This is a genomic window from Paraburkholderia diazotrophica (genome assembly GCF_900108945.1).
Classification (GTDB): Bacteria; Pseudomonadota; Gammaproteobacteria; order Burkholderiales; family Burkholderiaceae; genus Paraburkholderia; species Paraburkholderia diazotrophica.
Genome location: NZ_FNYE01000021.1, coordinates 15,216 through 35,845, shown reverse-complemented (window position 1 = coordinate 35,845; position 20,630 = coordinate 15,216). Strand labels below are relative to the sequence as shown.

The following is a 20,630-nucleotide window of genomic DNA, read 5'->3' as shown; positions in this document are numbered from 1 at the left end:
CAGACGCAAGCGAACCAGACGCAAGCGAACCAGACGCAAGCGAACCAGACGCAAGCAAACCAGACGCAAGCAAACCAGGCGCAAGCGAGCAAAACCCAAGCGAAACAAAGGAAGCGACATCATGTCGGACGTCTATTTCTACGACCCATCTGCCGGTCACGGCCTGCCTCACGATCCGTTCAAGGCGATCGTTGCGCCCCGACTGATCGGCTGGGTCTCGACGCGCGCGGCAAGCGGCCAGTTGAATCTCGCGCCGTACAGCTTCTTCGGCGCTTTTGCGACGTTTCCGTCCATCATCGGTTTTTGCAGCGAAGGCCGCAAAGACAGCATCCGCAATATCGAAGAGACGCGCGAGTTCGTCTGGAATCTCGCGACGCGTCCGCTCGCCGAGCAGATGAACCGCACGTCGGCGCCCGTCGCGCCCGACATCGACGAGTTTCGGCTTTCGGGCCTCACGCCCGCGCCGGGACGCAACGTGTCGGTGCCGCATGTCGGCGAATCGCCGGCGGCGCTCGAATGCAAGCTGCTGCAAGTCGTCCAGTTGCATGATCTCGACGGCAAGCCGATGGACAACTGGCTCGCGCTCGGCCAGGTGGTCGGCGTGCATATCCGCAGCGAGTATCTGAAAGACGGCCTGTTCGACACGCACGCCGCGCAGCCGATCATGCGCGCGGGCTATCGCGCCGACTACGCGCAGATCGGCGACATGTTCCAGATGATCCGTCCGACATCCTGACGATCGGCACGCGACCCGACGACAGAGGCAGTTGCGCTCATTCCGCAGCGGTCTCGTCGGAAGACTGATCGGCATCGGCGGCTTCGGCGGCAGCGGGCGTCGTGCCCGCAGGCCATGCCACTTGCGATGCCGAAGCGGCCCCGAGCGTCAACGACACTCGCGCGCCGTGCGCACCCGAAGGCACCGCGCGCGGCTCGTTGTCGTGAATGACAGCGCGGATGCGCGGATACACCTGCTGTTCCCAGCGCTGTCCGTTGAACACCCCATAGTGGCCGACGCCCGTCTGCACATGATGGGTCTTCAGATACGGGCGCAGCCTGTCGCACATGTCCTGCGCGGCAAGCGTCTGTCCGACCGCGCAGATATCGTCGCGCTCGCCTTCCACCGTCAGCAGCGCGGTGCGCCGGATCTTCGTGGGCTCGACGCGCCGTCCCTTCACTTCGAGTTCGCGCAGCGGCAGCGCATGCCGCTGAAAGACGGTATCGACGGTTTCCAGGTAGAAGTCCGCGGTCAGGTCCATCGTCGCGAAGTATTCTTCGTAGAAGAAACGGATCGCGTCGGCCTTGTCGGGGTCGCCCTTCGCGCATTCGTGATACATCGTTTCGAACGCCTCCATGTGACGCCCGGCGTTCATCGACATGAACGCGTTCAACTGCACGAAGCCCGGATACACGCGCCGGAACGCGCCCTGAAAGCCGACGGGCACCGAGCTGATCATGTTCTTTTCGAACCACTCGATGGGCTTGCTCTTCGCGAGCTCGTTCACGCGGGTCGGGTTCACGCGCGTGTCGATCGGGCCCGCCATCAGCGTCATGCTCGCGGGCTGCGCGGGATGATCGTCGGCGGCCATCAGCGCGACGGCGGCGAGCGCTGCGACGGTCGGCTGACACACGGCCAGCAGATGTGCGCCTGCGCCGATCGTCTCAGTGAAATCGATCACGTGCTGCACGAACTCGTCGAAGCCGAAGCGGCCCGCCGATAGCGGCACGTCGCGCGGGTTGTGCCAGTCGGTGATGTAGACGTCGTGCTCGGCGAGCATCGTGCGCACCGTGCCGCGCAACAGCGTCGCGAAATGGCCCGACATCGGCGCGATCATCAGCACGCGCGGCTGCGGCACATCGTACGAAGCGCGCTTGCGGAAATGCAGCAGCGTGCAGAAGGGCGTGGACTGCGCCGCTTCTTCGACGACATCGACGGCCTGTCCGAACACATCGACGGAATCGATGCCGAAGCGCGGGCGCGCATGCGTGAGGCCCGCAAGCGACAGCAGATCGGCCGATGCGCGCAGCGTCCGCCCGTGTGGCGTGCCGGCGTAGTCGGGCCACGCGTCGAGCGCGCCGCGCAAGAGCGAAGCGTTGTGCCGTAGAGGCAGCATCAGGTTGGCGAACGCCTGGTACGCCGGATAAGCGAACGGATTCATGGCCTTCGCGCATCAGCAGAATTGAACACACTGAGCGGGATGAGAGGCAAGTCATATGCCAATGGCGTCCGCTACAGGCCCGGCGGAGCGATATTTAACAAAACGCGCGCCGCTATCATTGGCATAGCACTTGCACCGCTTTGCGCAAGGTGCCTGTTTCGCCGCGTGTTGGTGCGCGCACGCACGGCATCGTGCATCGCGACGCGCACCGCAAGGAGCAGCGAACGGTGCGAAGTTCCATTGAGGAGCGAGACATGGCCAAGACGATCGCTAACACCACGCTGACGATCAGCAGCCGCAACTATTCGTCGTGGTCGCTGCGCGGCTGGCTGCTCGCGAAGTTCAGCGGCCTGCCGTTCGAAGAAGTCGTCGTCCCCATCGACGATCCCGCCGCGCGCGCCGAACTGCTGCTGCTGTCGCCGTCGATTCTCGTGCCCTGTCTGGTGCACGACGGCATCAAGGTGTGGGACACGCTCGCGATTGCCGAGTATCTGAACGAAGTGCGGCCCGAAGCAGGGCTGCTGCCGAAGGACCGTAAGGCGCGCGCGCACTGCCGCGCAATCTGCGGTGAAATGCATTCGGGCTTCGGCTCGTTGCGCTCGGCGTTGCCGATGAATCTGAAAGCGCACTTTCCGGGCTTCAAGGTATGGGCGCGCGCGCAGTCCGATATCGAACGTATCGTGACGATCTGGCGCGAGTGCCTCGAGCAATATGGCGGGCCGTATCTGTTCGGCGAGCGTTGCGCAGCGGATGCGATGTACGCGCCCGTCGTTACGCGCTTCGTGACCTACGATGTGCAACTCGATCCCGACATCGTCGCGTATGGGCAGCGCATTCTCGCGCTGCCCGAGATGCAGCAGTGGATCGCCGACGCGCAGAAGGAAGCCGACGAAATCGACGAACTCGACGTCGAGTTCTAGGCGCGGCGCACGATGACGACGCGTGGCCGCACGGCCTGGAGACGCTCGCCGCCTTTAGCCGCAGAGTCGCCGCGAGTCATCGCGACGAACGCCACGTTCGTAGCAGTAGCGCGTTCGTCACGACGCTGACGCTCGAAAACGCCATCGCCGCGCCCGCGATCATCGGATTCAGCAGCCCGAACGCCGCGAGCGGAATGCCGATCAGGTTGTAGACGAACGCCCAGAACAGGTTCTGCCGGATCTTGCGCCACGTGCGCCGCGAGATGTCGATCGCATCGGCGACGAGCGCCGGATCGCCGCGCATCAGCGTGATGCCCGCCGCGTGCATCGCGACATCGGTGCCCGTCGCCATCGCGATGCCGATGTCGGCGGCGGCGAGCGCGGGCGCATCGTTGATGCCGTCGCCCGCCATCGCGACGACGCTCGACGTGCGGATCTTCAGGTCGTGCACGACACGCGCCTTGTCGGACGGCAGCACCTGCGCGTGCACTTCGTCGATGCCGAGCGCGGCCGCGACGCTTTTCGCGCTGCCTTCGTTGTCGCCCGTCACGAGCGCACTCGTCACGCCCATCCGCGACAGGCGTTCGACGGCGGCGCGCGCGCCCGGCTTCAACGTATCGCCGAACGCGATCAGTGCGAGGACATCCGTCGATGCGTCCGCGTTGCCGCGCTTTATCAGCCACGACACGGTATTGCCTTGCGCTTCGAGTTCGCGTGCCCGCTCGGCGAGCGCGGGCGGCAGCGCGGCATCCAGTTCGCGCAGCCAGCGGCCGCTGCCGATCGCGACGGTTTCCCCGCCGATGTCAGCTTCCACGCCGCGCCCCGCGACGGCGCGCGCTTCGCCTGACGCAGGCAGCACGGTCGCGCTGGCCTGCGCATCCGGTGCTGCCTCAAAGGATTTCACGACCGCCTTCGCAAGCGGATGATCGCTATGCCGCTGCACGGCGGCCGCCAGCGCGAGCGCTTGCGCGCGGTCGATGCCCGGCGCCGCGTCGAAAGCCGTCACCGACGGCTGGCCGACCGTCAGCGTCCCCGTCTTGTCGAATGCGACCACGCGGATCTGATGCGCGATTTCGAGCGCCTGCGCATCCTTGATCAGCACGCCGTGACGCGCGGCGACGCCCGTGCCCGCCATGATCGCCGTCGGCGTCGCGAGACCGAGCGCGCATGGACACGCGATCACCAGCACCGCGACCGCGTTGAGAATGGCCGTTTCCGCGTCGTGCCCCGTCAGCAGCCAGCCCGTCAGCGTGACGAGCGCGATCGCGAGAATCGCCGGCACGAAGATTTCGCTGACGCGATCGACGAGCCGTTGAATCGGCGCCTTCTCCGCCTGCGCCGTCTCGACGAGCCGGATGATCCGCGCGAGCGTCGTCTCCGCGCCGATGGCCGTCGTCGTCACCGTGATCGCGCCCTCGCCGTTGATCGAGCCCGCCGTCACGCGGTCGTCCGGCTGCTTAGGCACGGGCAGGCTTTCGCCCGTGATCAGCGATTCGTCGATATGCGTGCGGCCTTGCAGCACGGCGCCGTCGACGGGCACGCGCTCGCCCGGCCGCACCGCGACGATCATGCCGACGCGCACCTGCGCAAGCGCCACCTCGAGCTCCTGCGTTCCGACGACGATGCGCGCGCGATCGGGCCGCAGCGCGTTGAGCGCGCGGATTGCGTCGGTGGTCTGACGCTTCGCGCGCGCTTCGAGCCACTTGCCGAAGCGCACCAGCGTAATGACGACGGCCGACGCTTCGAAGTAGAGATGCATCGTGTCGCCGGGATGGAGCGCCATCTGATAGACGCTCACGCCATACGCCGCCGACGTGCCGAGCGCGACCAGCAAATCCATGTTGCCCGAGCCGGCGCGAACGGCTTTCCACGCGGCGCGGTAAAAGCGCGCGCCGAACGCGAACTGGACGACGGTGGCGAGCGCGAGTTGCAACGAGGCGGGCAGCATCGCGTCGAGGCCAAGCGGTTCAACGATCATCGGGACGATGAGCGGCAGCGTCAGCAGCGCGCAGAGCACGACGGCGCCCAGCTCGCGGCGCACGGCCTGGCGCGCGAGGGCGTCCTTGTCGCGAGCGGCGGGCGCGGTGCCGGCGTCGGCAGCGTCCGTCGCGAGCGGTGTCGCCTGATAGCCGGCTTTCGTGACAGCCGCAATCAGCTGGTCGATGCCGACCGCGCCGTTGGTCGTCACGGCGGCCTTTTCGGTCGCGAGATTGACGGACGCCGATGTCACGCCCGGGACGTTCGCGAGCGCCTTTTCGACGCGCAGCGCGCACGCCGCACACGTCATGCCGCCGATCGCGAGTTCTGCGCTCGTGGTGCTCGTGGCTGCGGCATCGCTTGCGGACAGCGGCGCTTCCTCCACGGCTTGCGCGTCATAGCCCGCCTTACGCACAGCGGCGACCAGCGTATCGACGGCAACGGAGGCGTCGGCCTCGACGCTGGCCTTTTCCGTCGCCAGATTCACCGATGCGGCCGAGACGCCCGGCACTTTCGCGAGCGCCTTCTCGACCCGCAGCGCGCATGACGCGCAGGTCATCCCGCGGATGTCGAGTTCGGCGGTTTTCGCGTCGACGCGAGAAGTGTCGGCGGCGCGCGGTGTGGCGAGATCGGTCATGGCGGCGGGGCTCCAGTTACGGCGCATAAGTGCTTGATGGAGCCAGTATCGACCTTCCCATGATGGGAAGGTCAAGGACTGTCGAGAATCGGTTGTTGCGATGTCGTCAATCGAGATTGGGCGGCGCGGCCAGCATCGCGTCGGCGACGGCGCGCTGCTCGTCGCTGTCGCGTTCGTTGAGTGCGTCGGCGGCGCCGCGCCGGTCGGCGGAAGCCTTGTTCTGGCTCAGCTTCCATTTGCCCGTCAGCTTCGTGAGCTCGATCTCGATGCCGACGATCGCGCCCAGCATCTGCGAGATGTAGTCGGCGGGCGCGTCGCCCATTTTCCACGGCACCGGTTCGCCCGCTTCCATTTTGCGCGTGAGCCGCGCGACGAGGCCGCGAACGAACGCCTCGTCGTCGCGCACCACGATCGGGCCATGCGCATGCACGACCATGTAGTTGTACGTCGGCACCTGGCGATGCGTTTCGTGCTTGCTCGGATACCACGTCGGCGAAATATACGCGCTCGGTCCCTGGAAAATCACGAGCGCATCCGGCCGTTCGGCCACTTCCTGCCAGACGGGATTCGCTCGCGCGACGTGCGCGCGCAACGTGCCGTGCGGGCCTTTGCCGGCATCGAATTCGAACGGCACGTGGTTTGCGTCGAGCCCGTTCGGGCCGACGGTGACAAGCGATCCGAGCGGATAGTCGGCGATCAGCCGATGGAGAGCTTCGAGACGGTTCTCTTCGAAATGGGCGGGAATGTACATGACTCGGCTCCGGGTAAAAGGCGGCGACGGTGACGCTCAGGACGGTGACGCTCGAAAGTGCGTTTAAAAGCGCGCCCAAAACCGCAACCGTATCTCAAAATGCAACGCAACGTTCACGTTCGTGCCTTATAGCTTGCCGCCGCGTCGCGGATAAGATAAAACCCGATCTCAGAAAAGCAATGTCAGGACAATGCGGCGGGTTGACGCGAGCGGGGGCTCGGCGGACCTAGTCGGTCCTGGCCCGAGAGATACATCCAGGACCGCGGTTCATCGAATGATAAAAAATCGCCGAGAACAGTTTCCGTTTCGCCTTGCCTGCGCGGCGCTCGCAGGCGTTGCACTTCTTGCCGGCTGCTCGTCGACTCCTACCGTGGCGCCCAAGCCTACTGGATGGATCAAGGACGAGGTTGCCGATTCCTACGTTTTTGCGTATCCGCTCGTGCTGATGGGCACGGCGCGCGATGCCGCCGTCGGTATGGGCCCGGGCCAGGCGCCCATCAACACGGTGCGCCACGCGACGGCGCTGCCGCCCGTCGGCGCGCACAATCCGGCGACGCCCGGCATCGATACGCTCGATTCGACCGCATGGCTCGACGTCGGCGACGAGCCGGTGATCGTGTCGCTGCCTGCGTCGCCGGGGCGCTACGTCGACGCGCGCGCGCTCGACATGTGGACCAACGTGCTGTGGTCGACGACGGCTTCGCAGGGCGCCTCCCGCGCGACGGGCGTCAAGGCGCAGATGGTCGCGTTCGCGAAGCCCGACTGGAAGGGCGATCTGCCGAAGGGCGTAAAGCGCATCGACGCGCCGACCCGCAATGTGTGGCTCGACGTGCGTATCCAGACCAGCGGCGCGCACGACCTGACGGCGGTGCGCAAGGTGCAGCGCGGCATCCGCGTGGCGCCGCTGAGCGTCTATACGGGTGACGCGTCCGCGGCTTCCGTCGCGCCGCGCAGCCTCTCCGCCGATACGGGTGCATCGGGCTCGCCCGCCGACCAGGTCGGCGCGCTCGATGCGAAAGGCTTCTTCGATCGCGTCGCGCAACTGCTGCCCGACAATCCGCCTTCGCCCGCCGATCCGCACGCACTCAAATTTCTCGCGGACCTCGGCGTGCAGCCGGACGAGCCTGTCGAGTTGCCGTCGTCGGCGACGGGTGCGATCGCGGGCGGTCTCGCGGACGGCCATGCGCGCGTCGCGACGCCGCCGACCAACATGCTGATGGGCAACGGCTGGAGCTGGTTCGGCGATGGCGTCGGCAGCTACGGTCCCGACTATGCGTTGCGCGCGTATGCGTCTTATGCACAGCCGGGCATCGGTACGAAGGACGACGAAGTGCGCGCGAGCGTGTCGCTCGATAGCGACGGCCACGCGCTGAACGGCGCGAACCGCTATGTGATGCATTTCGCACCGAGGCAGGTGCCGCCCGTGCGCGGCTTCTGGTCGGTCACGGCCTACACGAAGGACGGGGCGCTCGGCGAAAGCGCGCCCGCGCATGCGGCCGTCGGCGACAGGGCGGGCGTGCGGCGCAATCGCGACGGCTCGATCGACGTGACGGTGTCATCGGTGCGGCCGCGCAAGGCAGCGAACTGGCTGCCCGCCCCGCGCGGCGATTTCCAGCTCGTGCTGCGTCTCTATGCGCCGAAGCCGGAAGCGAGCGATGGGACCTGGGCGCCGCCCGCCGTCGTGCGTCAATAGCGAATGAAGGTGGCGGCCGCATGATCGCAATGATCGTGCATGGGACCAGGGCAAGGCGTTGAACCGGCAACTCTGGCCGACAGATTTGCACGGGACCAGGGCAAGTGCTCTGCATGGGGCTGGTAAGTGCGAAAGCACCAACTCCAGCCGGCAGCTAAAGCGCCAACCCTGGTGGACATCTCCCTTTGTTCGACGGGCATCCGCGGCTTTACACTTTCTCACCTTTATTTGCCTGCAAACGGTCGGCATTCACATGACATTTGATGCTTTGCCCGGAGTACACGACTTATACTTTGGGCAAACTGGATCTTCGTCACAGCGGCGAGCTTTGCGCCGCACTACCCGCGACCGAGCATGGCAAGTCCCACCAAAGCAACACTCATTTCTTCCATTCAAACCGTCCGCGAAGTCGCGCAAGGACGACGCGCCCGGCGGATCGTCCTCATCCTGTTCATCGTGGTGGCCATATTCGGCCTGCTCGGCTTTTTCGCCGCGCCGCCGCTGATTCGCCACATCGCCGAGCAGCAACTCAGCGAACAACTGGATCGCCCCGCCACCATCGGCCGCATCGCGCTCAATCCGTACACGCTCAACTTCGAAGCGGACCGCGTGCATATCGGCGAACGCGGCGGCAACGGCAGTTTCGTCGATATCGAGCGGCTGATCGTGCGCACATCGTGGAGCTCGATTTTCCGGCTCGCGCCCATCGTCGACGAAGTGCATCTCGACTCGCCGCGCTTCACGATCGTTCGCTATGACGCGCAGCGCTTCAACTTCAGCGACCTGATCGAGAAGTTCGCGAAGCAGCCGTCGAAGCCCGAGAGCAAGCCCGCGCAGTTCTCGGTTTCGAACATCCGGATCGAGAACGGCAAGATCACCTTCGACGACCGCCTGCTCGGCGTCACGCACGTCGTCGATCAATGGAAGCTCGGCATTCCGTTCATCGCGACGCTGCCTTCGAAAACCGATATCTTCGTCGAGCCGTTGCTGCGCGCGCGCATCGACGGCAGCCCGCTTGCCATCGATGGCCGCACGAAGCCGTTCGCGAAGTCACGCGAGTCGGAAGTGTCGCTGCGCTTCCAGGGTCTCGACGTGCCGAAGCTGCTGTCCTATTCGCCCGCGAAGCTGCCCGTCACCGTGCAGGCGGGCAAGCTGTCGAGCGATCTGAAAGTCAACTTCGTGATGGCGGGTGATGCGCCGACGCTGCGCATCACGGGGACGACGGATCTCGCCGACATCGACGTGCTCGACGAGCACAAGGCGCCGTTCTTCGCGGCGCGCTCGCTGCATGTGGCGGCGGCGACGCTCGAGCCGCTCAAGAGCGTCTATCACTTCGACGATATCCGTCTCGATGCGCCCGACGTGCATCTCTCGCGCGACAAGAACGGCATCCTGAGCGTGCAGCATACGTTCGCCCCGGCGCCCGCAGCCGGCGCGCCGAACCGGTCCGCACCCGCGCCCGCATCGACACCCGCACCCGCGTCCGGCACGCAGGCGAAGCCGGAAGCAGCGAAGGCCGCGCCGCCCATCGACTTGCAGATCAAGCGCTTCGCGCTCTCCAACGGCACTGTCGACGTGCAGGACGACGCGGCGTCGCGGCCCGTGTCGGCGGGGCTGGCGAATCTCACTGTATCGCTCGACGATTTCTCGACGCTCGGCAAGATGCCCGCGCGCTATAGCGTCAACAGTGGCCTCAAGAACCAGCCGAAGAGTGCGCTTGCCGTGACGGGCAACCTGACGCTCGCCGCGAAGACGGCCGATGCGAAGATCGATCTGAAATCGCTGTCGCTGCCCCTCGCGCAGCCGTATCTCGACACGGTGACGGCGGCCAAGCTGGTCGACGGCACGATCGGCGTGCAGACGAAGCTGACGGCGAACTGGTCGAAAGAGCCCATCGATCTGCAGATCGGCGAAAGCCAGATCGGTCTGCAATCGGTCAAGGTGGCGGCGGCGGGCGAGAAGCAGCCGGCCATCGCGATCGCGGACGGCAAGGCGAGCGTGAAGCACGTGGACCTGACGGGCCGCAAGGCGGAGATCGACGGCGTGGACCTGACGGGCCTGTCCGTCGATGCGCAGCGCCTGAAAGACGGCACGATCGACCTTGCCGCGCTCGCCGCTCCGCCGCAGGACGAGGTGCATGCGCGAACCGTGATCCACGCTGCGAAGAAGGCATCGCAGGAAGGGCCGGCCTGGCGTTACAGCATCGGCGAGCTGAATCTCAAGAACTCGTCGGCCACCTTCACCGACAACACGACCGCGCGGCCCATCAAGATCGTCGTGACGCCGCTGCAGCTGAAAGTGCAGAAGATCAGCGAGGATATGAGCCGCGCGCTGCCCGTCGAGCTCCAGGCGACGGTGAACGGCAAGGGCACGCTCGGCGTGACGGGCGACGTGACGGCGACGCCGCTCAAGCTCGGGCTGAAGATCAACGCGAACCGGCTCGATGCCGCCGCGTTCGAACCGTACTTCGGCAACAAGCTGAACGCGACCGTCGCGAGCGCGCTGCTCAACGCGAACGGCGAAGTGTCGATGGCGCAGGAAGAGAAGTCGAAGGGCGTGCGCGCGACGTATCACGGCGACGCGGCGCTCGTCGACGTGCGGATGATCGACAAGGCGACGTCGGACCCGTTTGCGGGCTGGCGCTCGCTTGCGCTCACGGGCCTGAAGGCGAACTACGACGCACGCGGCACGGATGTCGATGCGGCCAAGGTCACGTTCACGAACTTCTACGGACGTGTGCTGCTCGATGCGCAGGGCAAGCTCAATCTGAAGGACGTGGTCGCGCAGCAGCCGGGCGAACCGCAATCGCTCACGCGCGAGAAGAACGCCAGGGGTCGTGAGCCGATTCCGCTGAGCCCGCCTGCCGCATCGGAAGCGCGCGTTGCCGCTGCGCCGGCTGCGACATCGGCGGCTACGTCGGCGGCAGCGCCGGCTGCGGCATCGGCTGCCTCCAGCGCGGCCGTGACGGTGACGGGGACGCCGCAAAACCCCGTGCGCCTGCACTTCGGCCAGCTCGTCTTGCAGAACGGCCGCGTCAACTACACCGACAACTTCATCAAGCCGAACTACTCGGCGAACCTGGTCGCGATTCACGGGACGGTCGGCGCGTTCGGCACGGACTCGAAGCAGTCGGCGCCCGTCGATGTGTCGGCGAAACTCGCGGCCAATGGACCGATCACGATCCGCGGCTCGGTCAATCCGCTGATCGCGAAGCCGTCGCTCGATCTGACCGCAACTGCGCACGACATCGAACTGACCAACCTCACGCCGTACTCGGCGAAGTACGCGGGTTATCCCATCACGAAGGGCAAGCTGAACGTCGATCTGCACTATCAGCTTGCGAATGACCAGCTGACGGCGAACAACCACATCTTCATTGACCAGCTGACATTCGGCGATCACGTCGACAACGACACGGCGACCAAGCTGCCCGTGCGGCTCGCGATCTCGCTGCTGAAGAACTCGCGCGGCGAGATCGACGTGAACATTCCCGTGTCGGGTTCGCTGAACAATCCGGAGTTCAGCATCGGCGGGCTGATCTGGCATGCGGTGCTGAACCTGCTGCAAAAGGCCGTGACGGCGCCGTTCTCGCTGCTCGCGCACGCGTTTGGCGGCAATGGCGAGGAACTCGGGTATGTCGAGTTCGATGCCGGGTCAGCAGCGCTTTCCGACGCGTCGCAGAAGAAGCTCGACACGATCGTGAAGGCGCTCGCCGACAAGCCGTCGGTGCGCATCGAAATCATCGGGCGTGTCGATCCGGCTGTCGATCAGCCCGGGCTGCGCACCGCGTATGTCGACCGGCTCGTGCGTCAGCAGAAGATCAAGGACGTCGTTGGCAACGGTGAGAGCGTCGACCCGATGAGCGTCAAGGTCGACGACAAGGAATACGACAAGTACTTGACCAAGGCCTACAAGGATGCGGACTTCAAGAAGCCGCGCAATTTCGTGGGCCTGACGAAGACGCTGCCCGATGACGAGATGAAGGCCGCGCTCGCCGAGCATGCGCCCGTGACGGATGCGAGCTTGCGCGACCTCGCGCAGCGGCGCGCGCAGGCGGTGCAGCAGTACTTCGAAGGCAAGATCGACAGCAGCCGCGTGTTCATCGTCGCGCCGAAGCTCGACGCGTCGGGGATCAGCGACAAGGGCGCGACGACGCGAGTCGATTTCGGCCTTAAATAAGGCGTCGACGCGTTCACGTGCGTATGGCGTCGCCGGCCGAGTGCCGGCGGCGCTTCGCGAGCATGCGGGCGGCGGTTAGCAGCGTGCTCGCATACGCACATTTGCGCGCGTGAAGCACGCGAAGCACACGAAGCACACGAAGCACACGAAGCACACGAAGCACACGAAGCACACGAAGCGCACGAAGCACACGAAGCACCCGCACAAACCACCGCGCACCCCCCAGCCTCACCTCAGGCGGCGCGCGTCGGCACTGCTGATGTCTTCAACGCCGTCTGCTCGATCACGCGCGCGAGCGTATCGAATGCGGGGCCGATGCGGTCGTTCGGCACGCACGCATAGCCGAGCAGCAGACCGCGTCGCTCGGGCGTCTCGCTGTTGTAATACGACGCGAGCGGCCGCACGATCACGCCGGCGTCGTAGGAAGCCGCTGTCACTTCGCGGTCGTCCGCATGATCGGGCAGGCCGAGCACCAGATGCAGCCCCGCCTCGTCGCCCATCACGGGCAGCGTGTCGCCGAAGCGCGCAGTGATCGCATCGATCAGGATCTGGCGGCGCTCTCCGTACAGCGCCCGCATGCGGCGCACGTGCGACGTCAGATAGCCGTCCATGATGAACTCGGTCAGCACGGCCTGCTGCATCAGCTGTCCTTCGCGATACAGCTCGGCGAGGCCCGTGCGAAACCTGTCGACGAGATGTTCCGGCGCGATCATGTAGCCGATCCGCAAGCCCGGAAACAGCATCTTCCCCAGACTGCCGACGTAGATCACCTGGCCCGCGTCGTCGAGCCCTTGCAGCGACGCGAGCGGCCGACTGCCATAGCGGAACTCGCTGTCGTAATCGTCCTCGATGATCCACACGCCGTGCTGGCGCGCGTATTCGAGCAGCGTGCGGCGGCGCGCGAGGCTCATCACCATGCCGAGCGGATACTGATGCGACGGCGTAACGAGCGCGATGCGCGGCGGCGACTTCAGATCCTGTTCGCTCGGATTGAGCCCTTCGTCGTCGACGGGCACGGGCACGAGCGTCAGCCCCGACGCTTGCAGCACGCTGCGCGCGCCCCAATAGCACGGTTCCTCGACCCACGCGCGATCGCCGACGTCGGTCAGCAATCGCACGGCGAGATCGATCGATTGATGGATGCCCGTCGTGATGATGATCTGGTCAGGCGTGCACTTCGCCGATCGCGCGACCCGCAGATAATCCGACAACGCCCGCCGCAGCGGACGATAGCCGCCGCCCGGCGCGTACGTCAGCAGATCGGGGTTCGCCTGCTTCCACAGCTTCGACTGCAGGCGGCTCCAAGTGCGCGCGGGGAATTCGGAGACATCCGGCACGCCCGGCATGAACGCGCCCCATTGCCTCGCCGACACGCCCGCCTTGCTGATGAGCCGCGAGCCACGCATCGACAGGCCGCCGCGCTCCGGCGCGCCGGATTGCGCTGGCTCCGTGCCCGCGACGACGCCGACGGGGCCACTTGCTGCGCGTGGCGCCTTGCGCGCGTTGACGGCGGTCGTATCCGGACGCGTGTCGGCGACATAGGTGCCGCTGCCCGTCGTCGAGATCACATAGCCTTCGGCCGTGAGCTGGTCGTAGACGTGCAGCACCGTGTTGCGCGCGATGCCCAGATCGCCGGCGAGCGTGCGCGAGCTGGGCAGCTTCGCGCCGGGCGGCAACTGGCCCGTCAGAATGGCCTGCTGCATCAGCCCGAGCACTTGCCGGTAGACGGGTTCGGCGGCTGTCCGGTCGAGCCGCGCGGCGAGCCAGTCCGACAGGATCACAGTGTCCAAGTGGTTCTATCCGGAATTATGAAATGGTTCCCTATTGTAGAACCGTAAGCGGCTATAGTGGATCACGCAATCGATGCGATTCTGCGCGATGAGTAGAACCATCTGGGTAGAAACCCGTACATGCGGCGGCAGGCCATGGAGACGGACACGATGAGAACCGAAGACGTAATCGTCAGCTTTCGGGGTGTGCGCAAGACCTATGACGGCGAGACGCTCGTCGTCAAGCAACTCGATCTCGACATCTATCAGGGCGAATTCCTCACGCTGCTCGGGCCGTCCGGCTCCGGCAAGACGACCTGCCTGATGATGCTCGCGGGCTTCGAGTTTCCGACGGGCGGCGAGATCTGGCTCGACGGCCAGTTGCTCAACAACGTGCCGCCGCACAAGCGCAACATCGGCATGGTGTTTCAGAACTACGCGCTGTTTCCGCATCTGACCGTCGAGCAGAACGTCGCGTATCCGCTGACCGTGCGCAAGCTGGCCGCCGACGAACGCGCGCACAAGGTCAACAACGCGTTGAAGATGGTGCGCATGGAGGGCTTCGCGAAGCGTTATCCGGCGCAACTGTCGGGCGGCCAGCAGCAGCGCATCGCGCTGGCCCGCGCGCTCGTCTTCGAGCCGAAGCTCGTGCTGATGGACGAGCCGCTCGGCGCGCTCGACAAACAGTTGCGCGAGCACATGCAAATCGAACTCAAGTCGCTGCACGAAAAGCTCGGTGTCACGTTCGTCTACGTGACGCACGATCAGGGCGAAGCATTGACGATGTCCGATCGCGTCGCCGTGTTCGACAAGGGCATCGTGCAACAGCTCGATACCGTCGACCGCCTCTACGAATCGCCGTGCAACGAGTTCGTCGCGAACTTCATCGGCGACAGCAACCGCCTGCGCGGCACGGTTGCGAATGTCGACGGCGACTACTGCGAGTTTCACCTGATCGACGGCACGCGGCTCGTCGGGCGCAATATCGGTGGCGCGAAAGCGGGCGCGCAAGGCATCGCGTGCATCCGGCCCGAGCGGATGAAGCTCGCGGCGGGCGCGTCGAAGGCGGGCGCGAATGCAGTGGCAGGCGAAGCGCGCGGCCTCATCTATTTCGGCGACCACGTGCGCATGCGCTGCCGTCTGCCGGAACAGGACGAGTGCTTCGTGAAGGTGCCGCTCGGCACGGAAGCGCTCGAAGGCTTCGCGCCAGGCGTGCCCGTTGCGCTCGAATTCGCGCCGGAGCATCTGCGCGTATTCGCGTGAGCATCAGCATTGACGAGAAAGAGAAGAACGTCCACGTCGTAAGCAACACTCATCACACCATCACACACGGAAGAGGAACCACCATGAAGAAGATCGTGCAATCGCGCTGTGCCGTGCCTGTCGGCGCATTCGTCCTCGCACTCGGCGCGGCGGCGATGAATCAGGCGAACGCGGCGGAACTGACGGTCGTGAACTTCGGCGGCGCGAACGGCGATGCGCAGAAGGCGGCCTTCAACCAGCCGTTCGAAGCGCAAAACGGCACGAAGGTGACGGCCGTCGAGTACAACGGCGAGCAGGCCAAGGTGAAGGCGATGGTCGAGGCGAAGCACGTGAACTGGGATGTCGTCGAAGTGGAATCGGGCGACCTGGGCCGCGGCTGTGACGAAGGCCTGTATGAAAAGCTCGACTGGTCGAAGCTCGGCAAGAAGTCGGATCTGATTCCCGAGGCACCGCAGACGTGCGGCGTCGGCATCTTCGTGTGGTCGACGGCGATGGCGTACAACGCCGACAAGCTGAAGACGGCGCCGGCAAGCTGGGCCGACTTCTGGGACACGAAGAAATTCCCGGGCAAGCGCGGCATGCGCAAGGGCGCGCGCTACAACCTCGAGTTCGCGCTGATGGCCGACGGCGTCGCACCGAAGGACGTCTACAAGGTGCTCGGGACGAAGGAAGGCCAGGACCGCGCATTCAAGAAGCTCGACGAACTGAAGCCGAATATCCAGTGGTGGGAAGCGGGCGCGCAGCCGCCGCAATTCCTCGTGGCGGGCGACGTCGTGATGTCGACGGCCTATAACGGCCGTATCGATGCCGCGCAGAAGGAAGGCAAGAACCTGAAGGTCGTGTGGAACGGCAGCATCTACGACCTCGACTACTGGGCAATGCCGAAGGGCACGCCGAACAAGGCGCTGGCCGAGAAGTACATCGCGTACACGATCTCGTCGAAGCCGCAGCAGGAATACGCGAAGCACATCGCGTACGGCCCGGTGAACGAATCGGCCATCAAGTCACTCGATGCGAAGACGCTCTCGAATCTGCCGAACTCGCCGACCAACGGCAAGAACGCGGTGCTGCAAAACCTCACGTTCTGGACCGATCACGGCGACGAGCTGGAGCAACGCTTCGCGTCGTGGGCGTCGAAGTAAGCAACGGGAGAATGCGGTGCGGCTTCTGTTGAAAGCGGCCGCATCGCCGCGGTACTGAAGTGACGTCAGACATGGAGAAACGTGTGACGACGATGACGATCGCCGCCGACTCGGCCCCCGAGTCGTCGAACAAACTCAAGCGCGAGCTGAAGGCCGCGGAAGCGAAGAAGCGCGCGATGGCGCTGCTGCTGATCGCGCCGCTCGCGATTTTTCTGCTGATGATCTTCGTCGTGCCGATCGGCGCGCTGCTCACGCGCGCCGTGCAGAACCCGGAGATCGCGACGGCGCTGCCGCATACCGTGACGGTGCTGCGCGACTGGGACCGCAAGTCCGCGCCCACCGATGCGGCATATGCCGCGCTCGCCACCGATCTGACGGCCATCGCCGACGGCGAAGCAATGGGCGCACTGGCGCGCCGTCTGAACACGGAGATCCCCGGTTATCGTTCGCTCGTCGCGAAGACGGCGCGAGCGATGCCGCTGAACGACGATGCCGGCCACGCGCTGCCGCCTGCTCAGATCAAGGCGAAGATTCTCGAAACGGATGAGCGCTGGGGCGACGTGAAGTACTGGCAGGCAATCGCGAAGAACGGCGGCACGTATTCGCCGTTCTATCTGCTCGCTGCGCTCGATCACAAGCAGGACGCGTTCGGCCACATCATTCCGACCGACCCCGAGCAACAGATCTATCTCGCCGTGTTCAGCCGCACGTTTGTGATCGGCTTTGCCGTCACCGTGTTCGCGCTGTTGCTTGGCTATCCGCTTGCATACTGGATCTCGACGCTCAATGAACGGCGCGCGAATCTCGTGATGATCCTCGTGCTGATTCCGTTCTGGACATCGATTCTCGTGCGCGTCGCCGCGTGGATCGTGATTCTCCAAAGCGAAGGGCTCGTCAACAAGGCGCTGCTCGGCGCGGGGCTGATACACGATCCTTTGGCGCTGCTGTTCAACCGCGTCGGCGTCTATATCTCGATGACGCACATCCTCTTGCCGTTCATGATCCTGCCGCTCTACAGCGTGATGAAGTCGATTCCGCCGAGCTATCAGCGCGCGGCGATCTCGCTCGGCTCGCATCCGTTCGCGGCGTTCTGGCGCGTGTACGTGCCGCAGACGTATCCGGGCGTCGGCGCGGGCGCGCTGCTCGTGTTCATCCTCGCGATCGGCTACTACATCACGCCGGCGCTGCTCGGCGGACCGAACGACCAGATGGTCAGCTACTACGTCGCGTACTTCACGAACGTGACGATCAACTGGGGCATGGCGTGCGCGCTCGGCGGTCTGCTGCTCGCGGCGACGCTCGTGCTGTATGTGATCTATGGACGCTTCACGCGTTCGCAAGTGAGCCTCGGCTGACGGCAAGGAGCATGCGATGAAACTGGCCAAACCGATGTTCGCGCCGCACACGTCGATGATCGAGCGCGTGTGGTACTTCACGCTGCGCGGGCTTGCCGTGCTGACGCTGCTGTATCTGATCCTGCCCGTGCTCGCGATCGTGCCGCTGTCGTTTTCGTCGAGCACGTTCCTTGTCTATCCGATTCCGGGCTGGTCGCTGCGCTGGTATCAGAACCTGATCGCTTCCGACGAATGGCGGATGGCCGCGAAGAACAGCTTTATCGTCGCGCCGTCCGCGACGGTGCTCGCCACGGTGCTCGGCACGCTCGCGGCGATCGGGCTCACCAAGGCGAATTTCAAGGGCAAGGCGCTGCTGATGGCGGTGCTGATCTCGCCGATGATCGTGCCCGTGGTGGTGGTCGGCGTCGGCATGTACCTGTTCTTTGCGCCGCTGGGGCTGGCCAATACGTATATCGGGCTGATCATGGCGCATGCTTCGCTGGGCGTGCCGTTCGTCGTGACGACGGTGGCCGCGACGTTGCAGGGCTTCAACTACAACCTCGTGCGCGCGAGCCTGTCGCTCGGCGCGAGCCCCGTGAAGACCTTCTTCAACATCACGTTGCCCGTCATTGCGCCGGGCGTGATCTCGGGCGCGCTGTTCGCGTTCGCGACGTCGTTTGATGAAGTGGTCGTCACGCTGTTCCTCGCGGGCGCCGATCAGACGACGCTGCCGCGTCAGATGTTCACAGGCATTCGCGAGAACATCAGCCCGACGATCGCAGCGCTCGCAACGATCCTCATTGTGTTTTCCACTTGTCTGCTGCTGGCGCTCGAATGGCTGCGCGGCAGGAATGCGGCGCGGGCGGTGGCGGTGTAGGTTTGCTTGCCGCCATCCGCTCCCATCACCCCACGCTTTGACAAACGTTCACAACCCAGGTTGATCGCTGCTGTACAACCCACGCTGACCCCATGAGTGGCGTCAACGAAAGCGGGTTACGGCATCGTCGTGGACTCGTTCCAATAACGGCAGTACAAACCTGGGAACACTATGGAACACGGAATCATTGCGTGGTTGGTCATCGGCTGCGTGGCGGGCTGGCTTGCCAGCGTGCTCGTGGATGGCGGCGGCTTCGGCGTCCTGATCGATATCGTCGTGGGGATTGCGGGGGCGTTTATCGGCGGCTGGCTGTCGGGCGTGCTGCACATCTCACTGGGCAACGGATGGATCGGCTCGATTGCCACGGCGTTTGTCGGCGCGGTTATCCTGCTGTTCGTCATTCGCCTTATCAAGCGACGATGACGGCGCGGCGTGGGTGGTGTACGCGATAGCGGTCTGCGCTCCGCGTCACCGCCTCGCCGCCTGATCCGCAGGCGCCACGGGCGTCACGCCACCCAACGCCTGAAACAGCGCCGCCGTATCCGCAAGACGATCGCCCTGTGCTCGCGTCCGGTCGATCGCTGTCTGCAACGCCTGCCGTTGCGTATCGATCAGGCCGAACTGGCTGACACCACCCGCCGCATACCGCGCCTGCGCGATCTTCACACTCGCTTGCGCCTCCGATGCCGCGTCGTCGCGCGCCTGCAGTTCGTGCGCATCGTCGTTCAATGCATGCAGCGTATCGGCGACCTGTTGCAGCGCCTGCAGCACGGTCTGCCGGTACGATGCGAAAGCCGCATCGTAAGCGGCCTGCGCCGCGCGCTTCTTCGCGTGCAGTTCGCCGCCGTGAAAGATCGGCTGCGTCAGACTCAGGCCGATGTTCCAGATATTCATGCCGTTGACGATATCCTCGATGCGCGTGCGCTCGGAACCCGCACCCGCCGACACCACGAATTGCGGATAAAGATTCGCCGTCGCAACGCCGACGTTCGCGCTCGCCTGATGCAGCAGCGCTTCCGATGCGCGGATATCGGGGCGTTCGCGCGCGAGCGTCGACGGCAGCGTGACGGGCACGGTATCGGGCAAATGCAGCGCATCGAGCGTGATGTCGTCGAAATCAGCGTTCGACGGCGCCACGCCGAGCAGAATCGCCAGTTGATGATCGGCCTGCGCGCGTTGCGTCGCGAGCGGCGCAAGCTGTGCGCGCGTCTGTGCGAGCAGCGTGCGCTGCGTGCGCACATCGAGCTCCGCTACGCCGCCCGCCGCATAACGTCCTTCGATAATCTTCAGCTGCTGCGCCTGTGCATCGGCGAGTTGCTCCGTCAGCGCGAGCTGCTGTTGCAGCGACGCGCGCCGGATCGCCGTCGATACGACATTGCCCGCGAGCGTCAGACGCGCGGCATCGAGTTCATAGGTCTGATAGTCGACCTGCGCGAGCAGTGCTTCGAGTGCGCGCCGGTTGCCGCCGAAAACATCGAGCACATACGACACGCTCACCGACGCACTGAACAGCGTGAACGGCCCGGGATTCGGCACGTTCGGAATGCCGAACGCAGCGGGGTCGACCTTCTGGCGCGCGCCGGAAAGCTTCGCGTCGATCGAGGGAAACTGCGTCGCGCCCGCTTGCGCGACATAGTTTTCACGCGCTTCGACGAGCTTCGCGCGCGCTTCGTCGAGCGTCGGGCTTCGCTGTAGTGCCGTATCGACGAGACGGTTGAGCGCGTCGGAATGAAATTGCGTCCACCATGTCGGCAACGCGTGATCGGCGGCGACGAGCGTTTGCGTCGCACCTGCTGCCTGCGTCGACGCAGCTAGCGTTTCGCGCGTATAAGTCTGCGCGTCGGGCGCGGACGGCGCATGAAAGTCCGGACCGACGGCGCAACCGCACAGCAGCAGCGCGGCGATGAGGACGCAGCGTTTCATGATCGAGTC

14 protein-coding genes are annotated in these 20,630 nt (G+C 65.1%); 9 read left to right on the top strand and 5 right to left on the bottom strand.

Annotation, left to right across the window (positions count from 1 at the left end):
• The first annotated feature begins 121 nt into the window (after positions 1-121).
• Positions 122-736: a flavin reductase family protein gene (locus BMW76_RS24155; RefSeq protein ID WP_090869751.1), complete on the top strand. Its 615-nt coding sequence runs from the start codon at positions 122-124 to the stop codon at positions 734-736.
• Positions 737-773: 37 nt separating this feature from the next.
• Here BMW76_RS24155 and BMW76_RS24150 read toward each other — a convergent pair whose 3' ends face one another.
• On the bottom strand, positions 774-2,156 hold the full coding sequence (locus BMW76_RS24150) for a polyhydroxyalkanoate depolymerase (protein WP_090869749.1): 1,383 nt from the start codon (positions 2,154-2,156) through the stop codon (positions 774-776).
• A 266-nt stretch (positions 2,157-2,422) separates the two neighbouring features.
• Between BMW76_RS24150 and BMW76_RS24145 the strand changes: the two genes are divergently transcribed.
• Complete coding sequence (locus tag BMW76_RS24145) at positions 2,423-3,076, top strand: glutathione S-transferase family protein (RefSeq protein WP_090869924.1); 654 nt, start codon at positions 2,423-2,425, stop codon at positions 3,074-3,076.
• 76 nt (positions 3,077-3,152) lie between these two features.
• Here BMW76_RS24145 and BMW76_RS24140 read toward each other — a convergent pair whose 3' ends face one another.
• Together BMW76_RS24140 and BMW76_RS24135 are read right to left on the bottom strand one after the other, a co-directional pair.
• Positions 3,153-5,690: a heavy metal translocating P-type ATPase gene (locus tag BMW76_RS24140; protein WP_090869747.1), complete on the bottom strand. Its 2,538-nt coding sequence runs from the start codon at positions 5,688-5,690 to the stop codon at positions 3,153-3,155.
• Positions 5,691-5,796: 106 nt separating this feature from the next.
• Positions 5,797-6,441, bottom strand: coding sequence for an FMN-binding negative transcriptional regulator (locus BMW76_RS24135; protein WP_090869745.1), 645 nt, complete (start codon positions 6,439-6,441; stop codon positions 5,797-5,799).
• Between the two features lie 274 nt (positions 6,442-6,715).
• Between BMW76_RS24135 and BMW76_RS24130 the strand changes: the two genes are divergently transcribed.
• Positions 6,716-8,134: a DUF1254 domain-containing protein gene (locus BMW76_RS24130; protein WP_090869742.1), complete on the top strand. Its 1,419-nt coding sequence runs from the start codon at positions 6,716-6,718 to the stop codon at positions 8,132-8,134.
• Between the two features lie 354 nt (positions 8,135-8,488).
• Positions 8,489-12,313 (top strand): DUF748 domain-containing protein, encoded by a 3,825-nt coding sequence (locus tag BMW76_RS24125; RefSeq protein ID WP_090869740.1) that lies wholly within the window; start codon positions 8,489-8,491, stop codon positions 12,311-12,313.
• Positions 12,314-12,546: 233 nt separating this feature from the next.
• Here BMW76_RS24125 and pdxR read toward each other — a convergent pair whose 3' ends face one another.
• Positions 12,547-14,103 (bottom strand): MocR-like pyridoxine biosynthesis transcription factor PdxR, encoded by a 1,557-nt coding sequence (gene pdxR, locus BMW76_RS24120; RefSeq protein ID WP_090869738.1) that lies wholly within the window; start codon positions 14,101-14,103, stop codon positions 12,547-12,549.
• Positions 14,104-14,253: 150 nt separating this feature from the next.
• Between pdxR and BMW76_RS24115 the strand changes: the two genes are divergently transcribed.
• The 5 genes from BMW76_RS24115 (at position 14,254) to BMW76_RS24095 (ending at position 19,121) form a co-directional block, all read left to right on the top strand.
• Positions 14,254-15,345 (top strand): ABC transporter ATP-binding protein, encoded by a 1,092-nt coding sequence (locus tag BMW76_RS24115; RefSeq protein WP_090869920.1) that lies wholly within the window; start codon positions 14,254-14,256, stop codon positions 15,343-15,345.
• 83 nt (positions 15,346-15,428) lie between these two features.
• Positions 15,429-16,487, top strand: coding sequence for an ABC transporter substrate-binding protein (locus BMW76_RS24110; RefSeq protein ID WP_090869736.1), 1,059 nt, complete (start codon positions 15,429-15,431; stop codon positions 16,485-16,487).
• 92 nt (positions 16,488-16,579) lie between these two features.
• A complete protein-coding gene (locus BMW76_RS24105; RefSeq protein ID WP_090869918.1) occupies positions 16,580-17,842 on the top strand; it encodes an ABC transporter permease in 1,263 nt (420 codons plus the stop codon).
• Positions 17,843-17,858: 16 nt separating this feature from the next.
• Positions 17,859-18,698 (top strand): ABC transporter permease, encoded by an 840-nt coding sequence (locus BMW76_RS24100; protein ID WP_090869733.1) that lies wholly within the window; start codon positions 17,859-17,861, stop codon positions 18,696-18,698.
• 171 nt (positions 18,699-18,869) lie between these two features.
• Positions 18,870-19,121 carry a GlsB/YeaQ/YmgE family stress response membrane protein gene (locus tag BMW76_RS24095; protein ID WP_090869731.1) on the top strand — a complete coding sequence of 84 codons (252 nt, stop codon included), beginning with the start codon at positions 18,870-18,872 and terminating at the stop codon, positions 19,119-19,121.
• 45 nt (positions 19,122-19,166) lie between these two features.
• Here the strand turns inward: BMW76_RS24095 and BMW76_RS24090 are convergent, their stop codons facing one another.
• Positions 19,167-20,621 (bottom strand): efflux transporter outer membrane subunit, encoded by a 1,455-nt coding sequence (locus tag BMW76_RS24090; protein ID WP_090869729.1) that lies wholly within the window; start codon positions 20,619-20,621, stop codon positions 19,167-19,169.
• Positions 20,622-20,630 lie beyond the last annotated feature (9 nt).

Bases quoted from the DNA above. Each gene is read 5' to 3' on its own strand.
- BMW76_RS24125 (WP_090869740.1), top strand. From the start codon at position 8,489: ATGGCAAGTCCCACCAAAGCAACACTCATTTCTTCCATTCAAACCGTC.
- BMW76_RS24095 (WP_090869731.1), top strand. From the start codon at position 18,870: ATGGAACACGGAATCATTGCGTGGTTGGTCATCGGCTGCGTGGCGGGC.
- BMW76_RS24135 (WP_090869745.1), bottom strand. From the start codon at position 6,441: ATGTACATTCCCGCCCATTTCGAAGAGAACCGTCTCGAAGCTCTCCAT.
- BMW76_RS24110 (WP_090869736.1), top strand. From the start codon at position 15,429: ATGAAGAAGATCGTGCAATCGCGCTGTGCCGTGCCTGTCGGCGCATTC.
- BMW76_RS24105 (WP_090869918.1), top strand. From the start codon at position 16,580: ATGACGATCGCCGCCGACTCGGCCCCCGAGTCGTCGAACAAACTCAAG.
- BMW76_RS24150 (WP_090869749.1), bottom strand. From the start codon at position 2,156: ATGAATCCGTTCGCTTATCCGGCGTACCAGGCGTTCGCCAACCTGATG.
- BMW76_RS24090 (WP_090869729.1), bottom strand. From the start codon at position 20,621: ATGAAACGCTGCGTCCTCATCGCCGCGCTGCTGCTGTGCGGTTGCGCC.
- BMW76_RS24155 (WP_090869751.1), top strand. From the start codon at position 122: ATGTCGGACGTCTATTTCTACGACCCATCTGCCGGTCACGGCCTGCCT.
- BMW76_RS24130 (WP_090869742.1), top strand. From the start codon at position 6,716: ATGATAAAAAATCGCCGAGAACAGTTTCCGTTTCGCCTTGCCTGCGCG.
- BMW76_RS24100 (WP_090869733.1), top strand. From the start codon at position 17,859: ATGAAACTGGCCAAACCGATGTTCGCGCCGCACACGTCGATGATCGAG.
- BMW76_RS24115 (WP_090869920.1), top strand. From the start codon at position 14,254: ATGAGAACCGAAGACGTAATCGTCAGCTTTCGGGGTGTGCGCAAGACC.
- BMW76_RS24140 (WP_090869747.1), bottom strand. From the start codon at position 5,690: ATGACCGATCTCGCCACACCGCGCGCCGCCGACACTTCTCGCGTCGAC.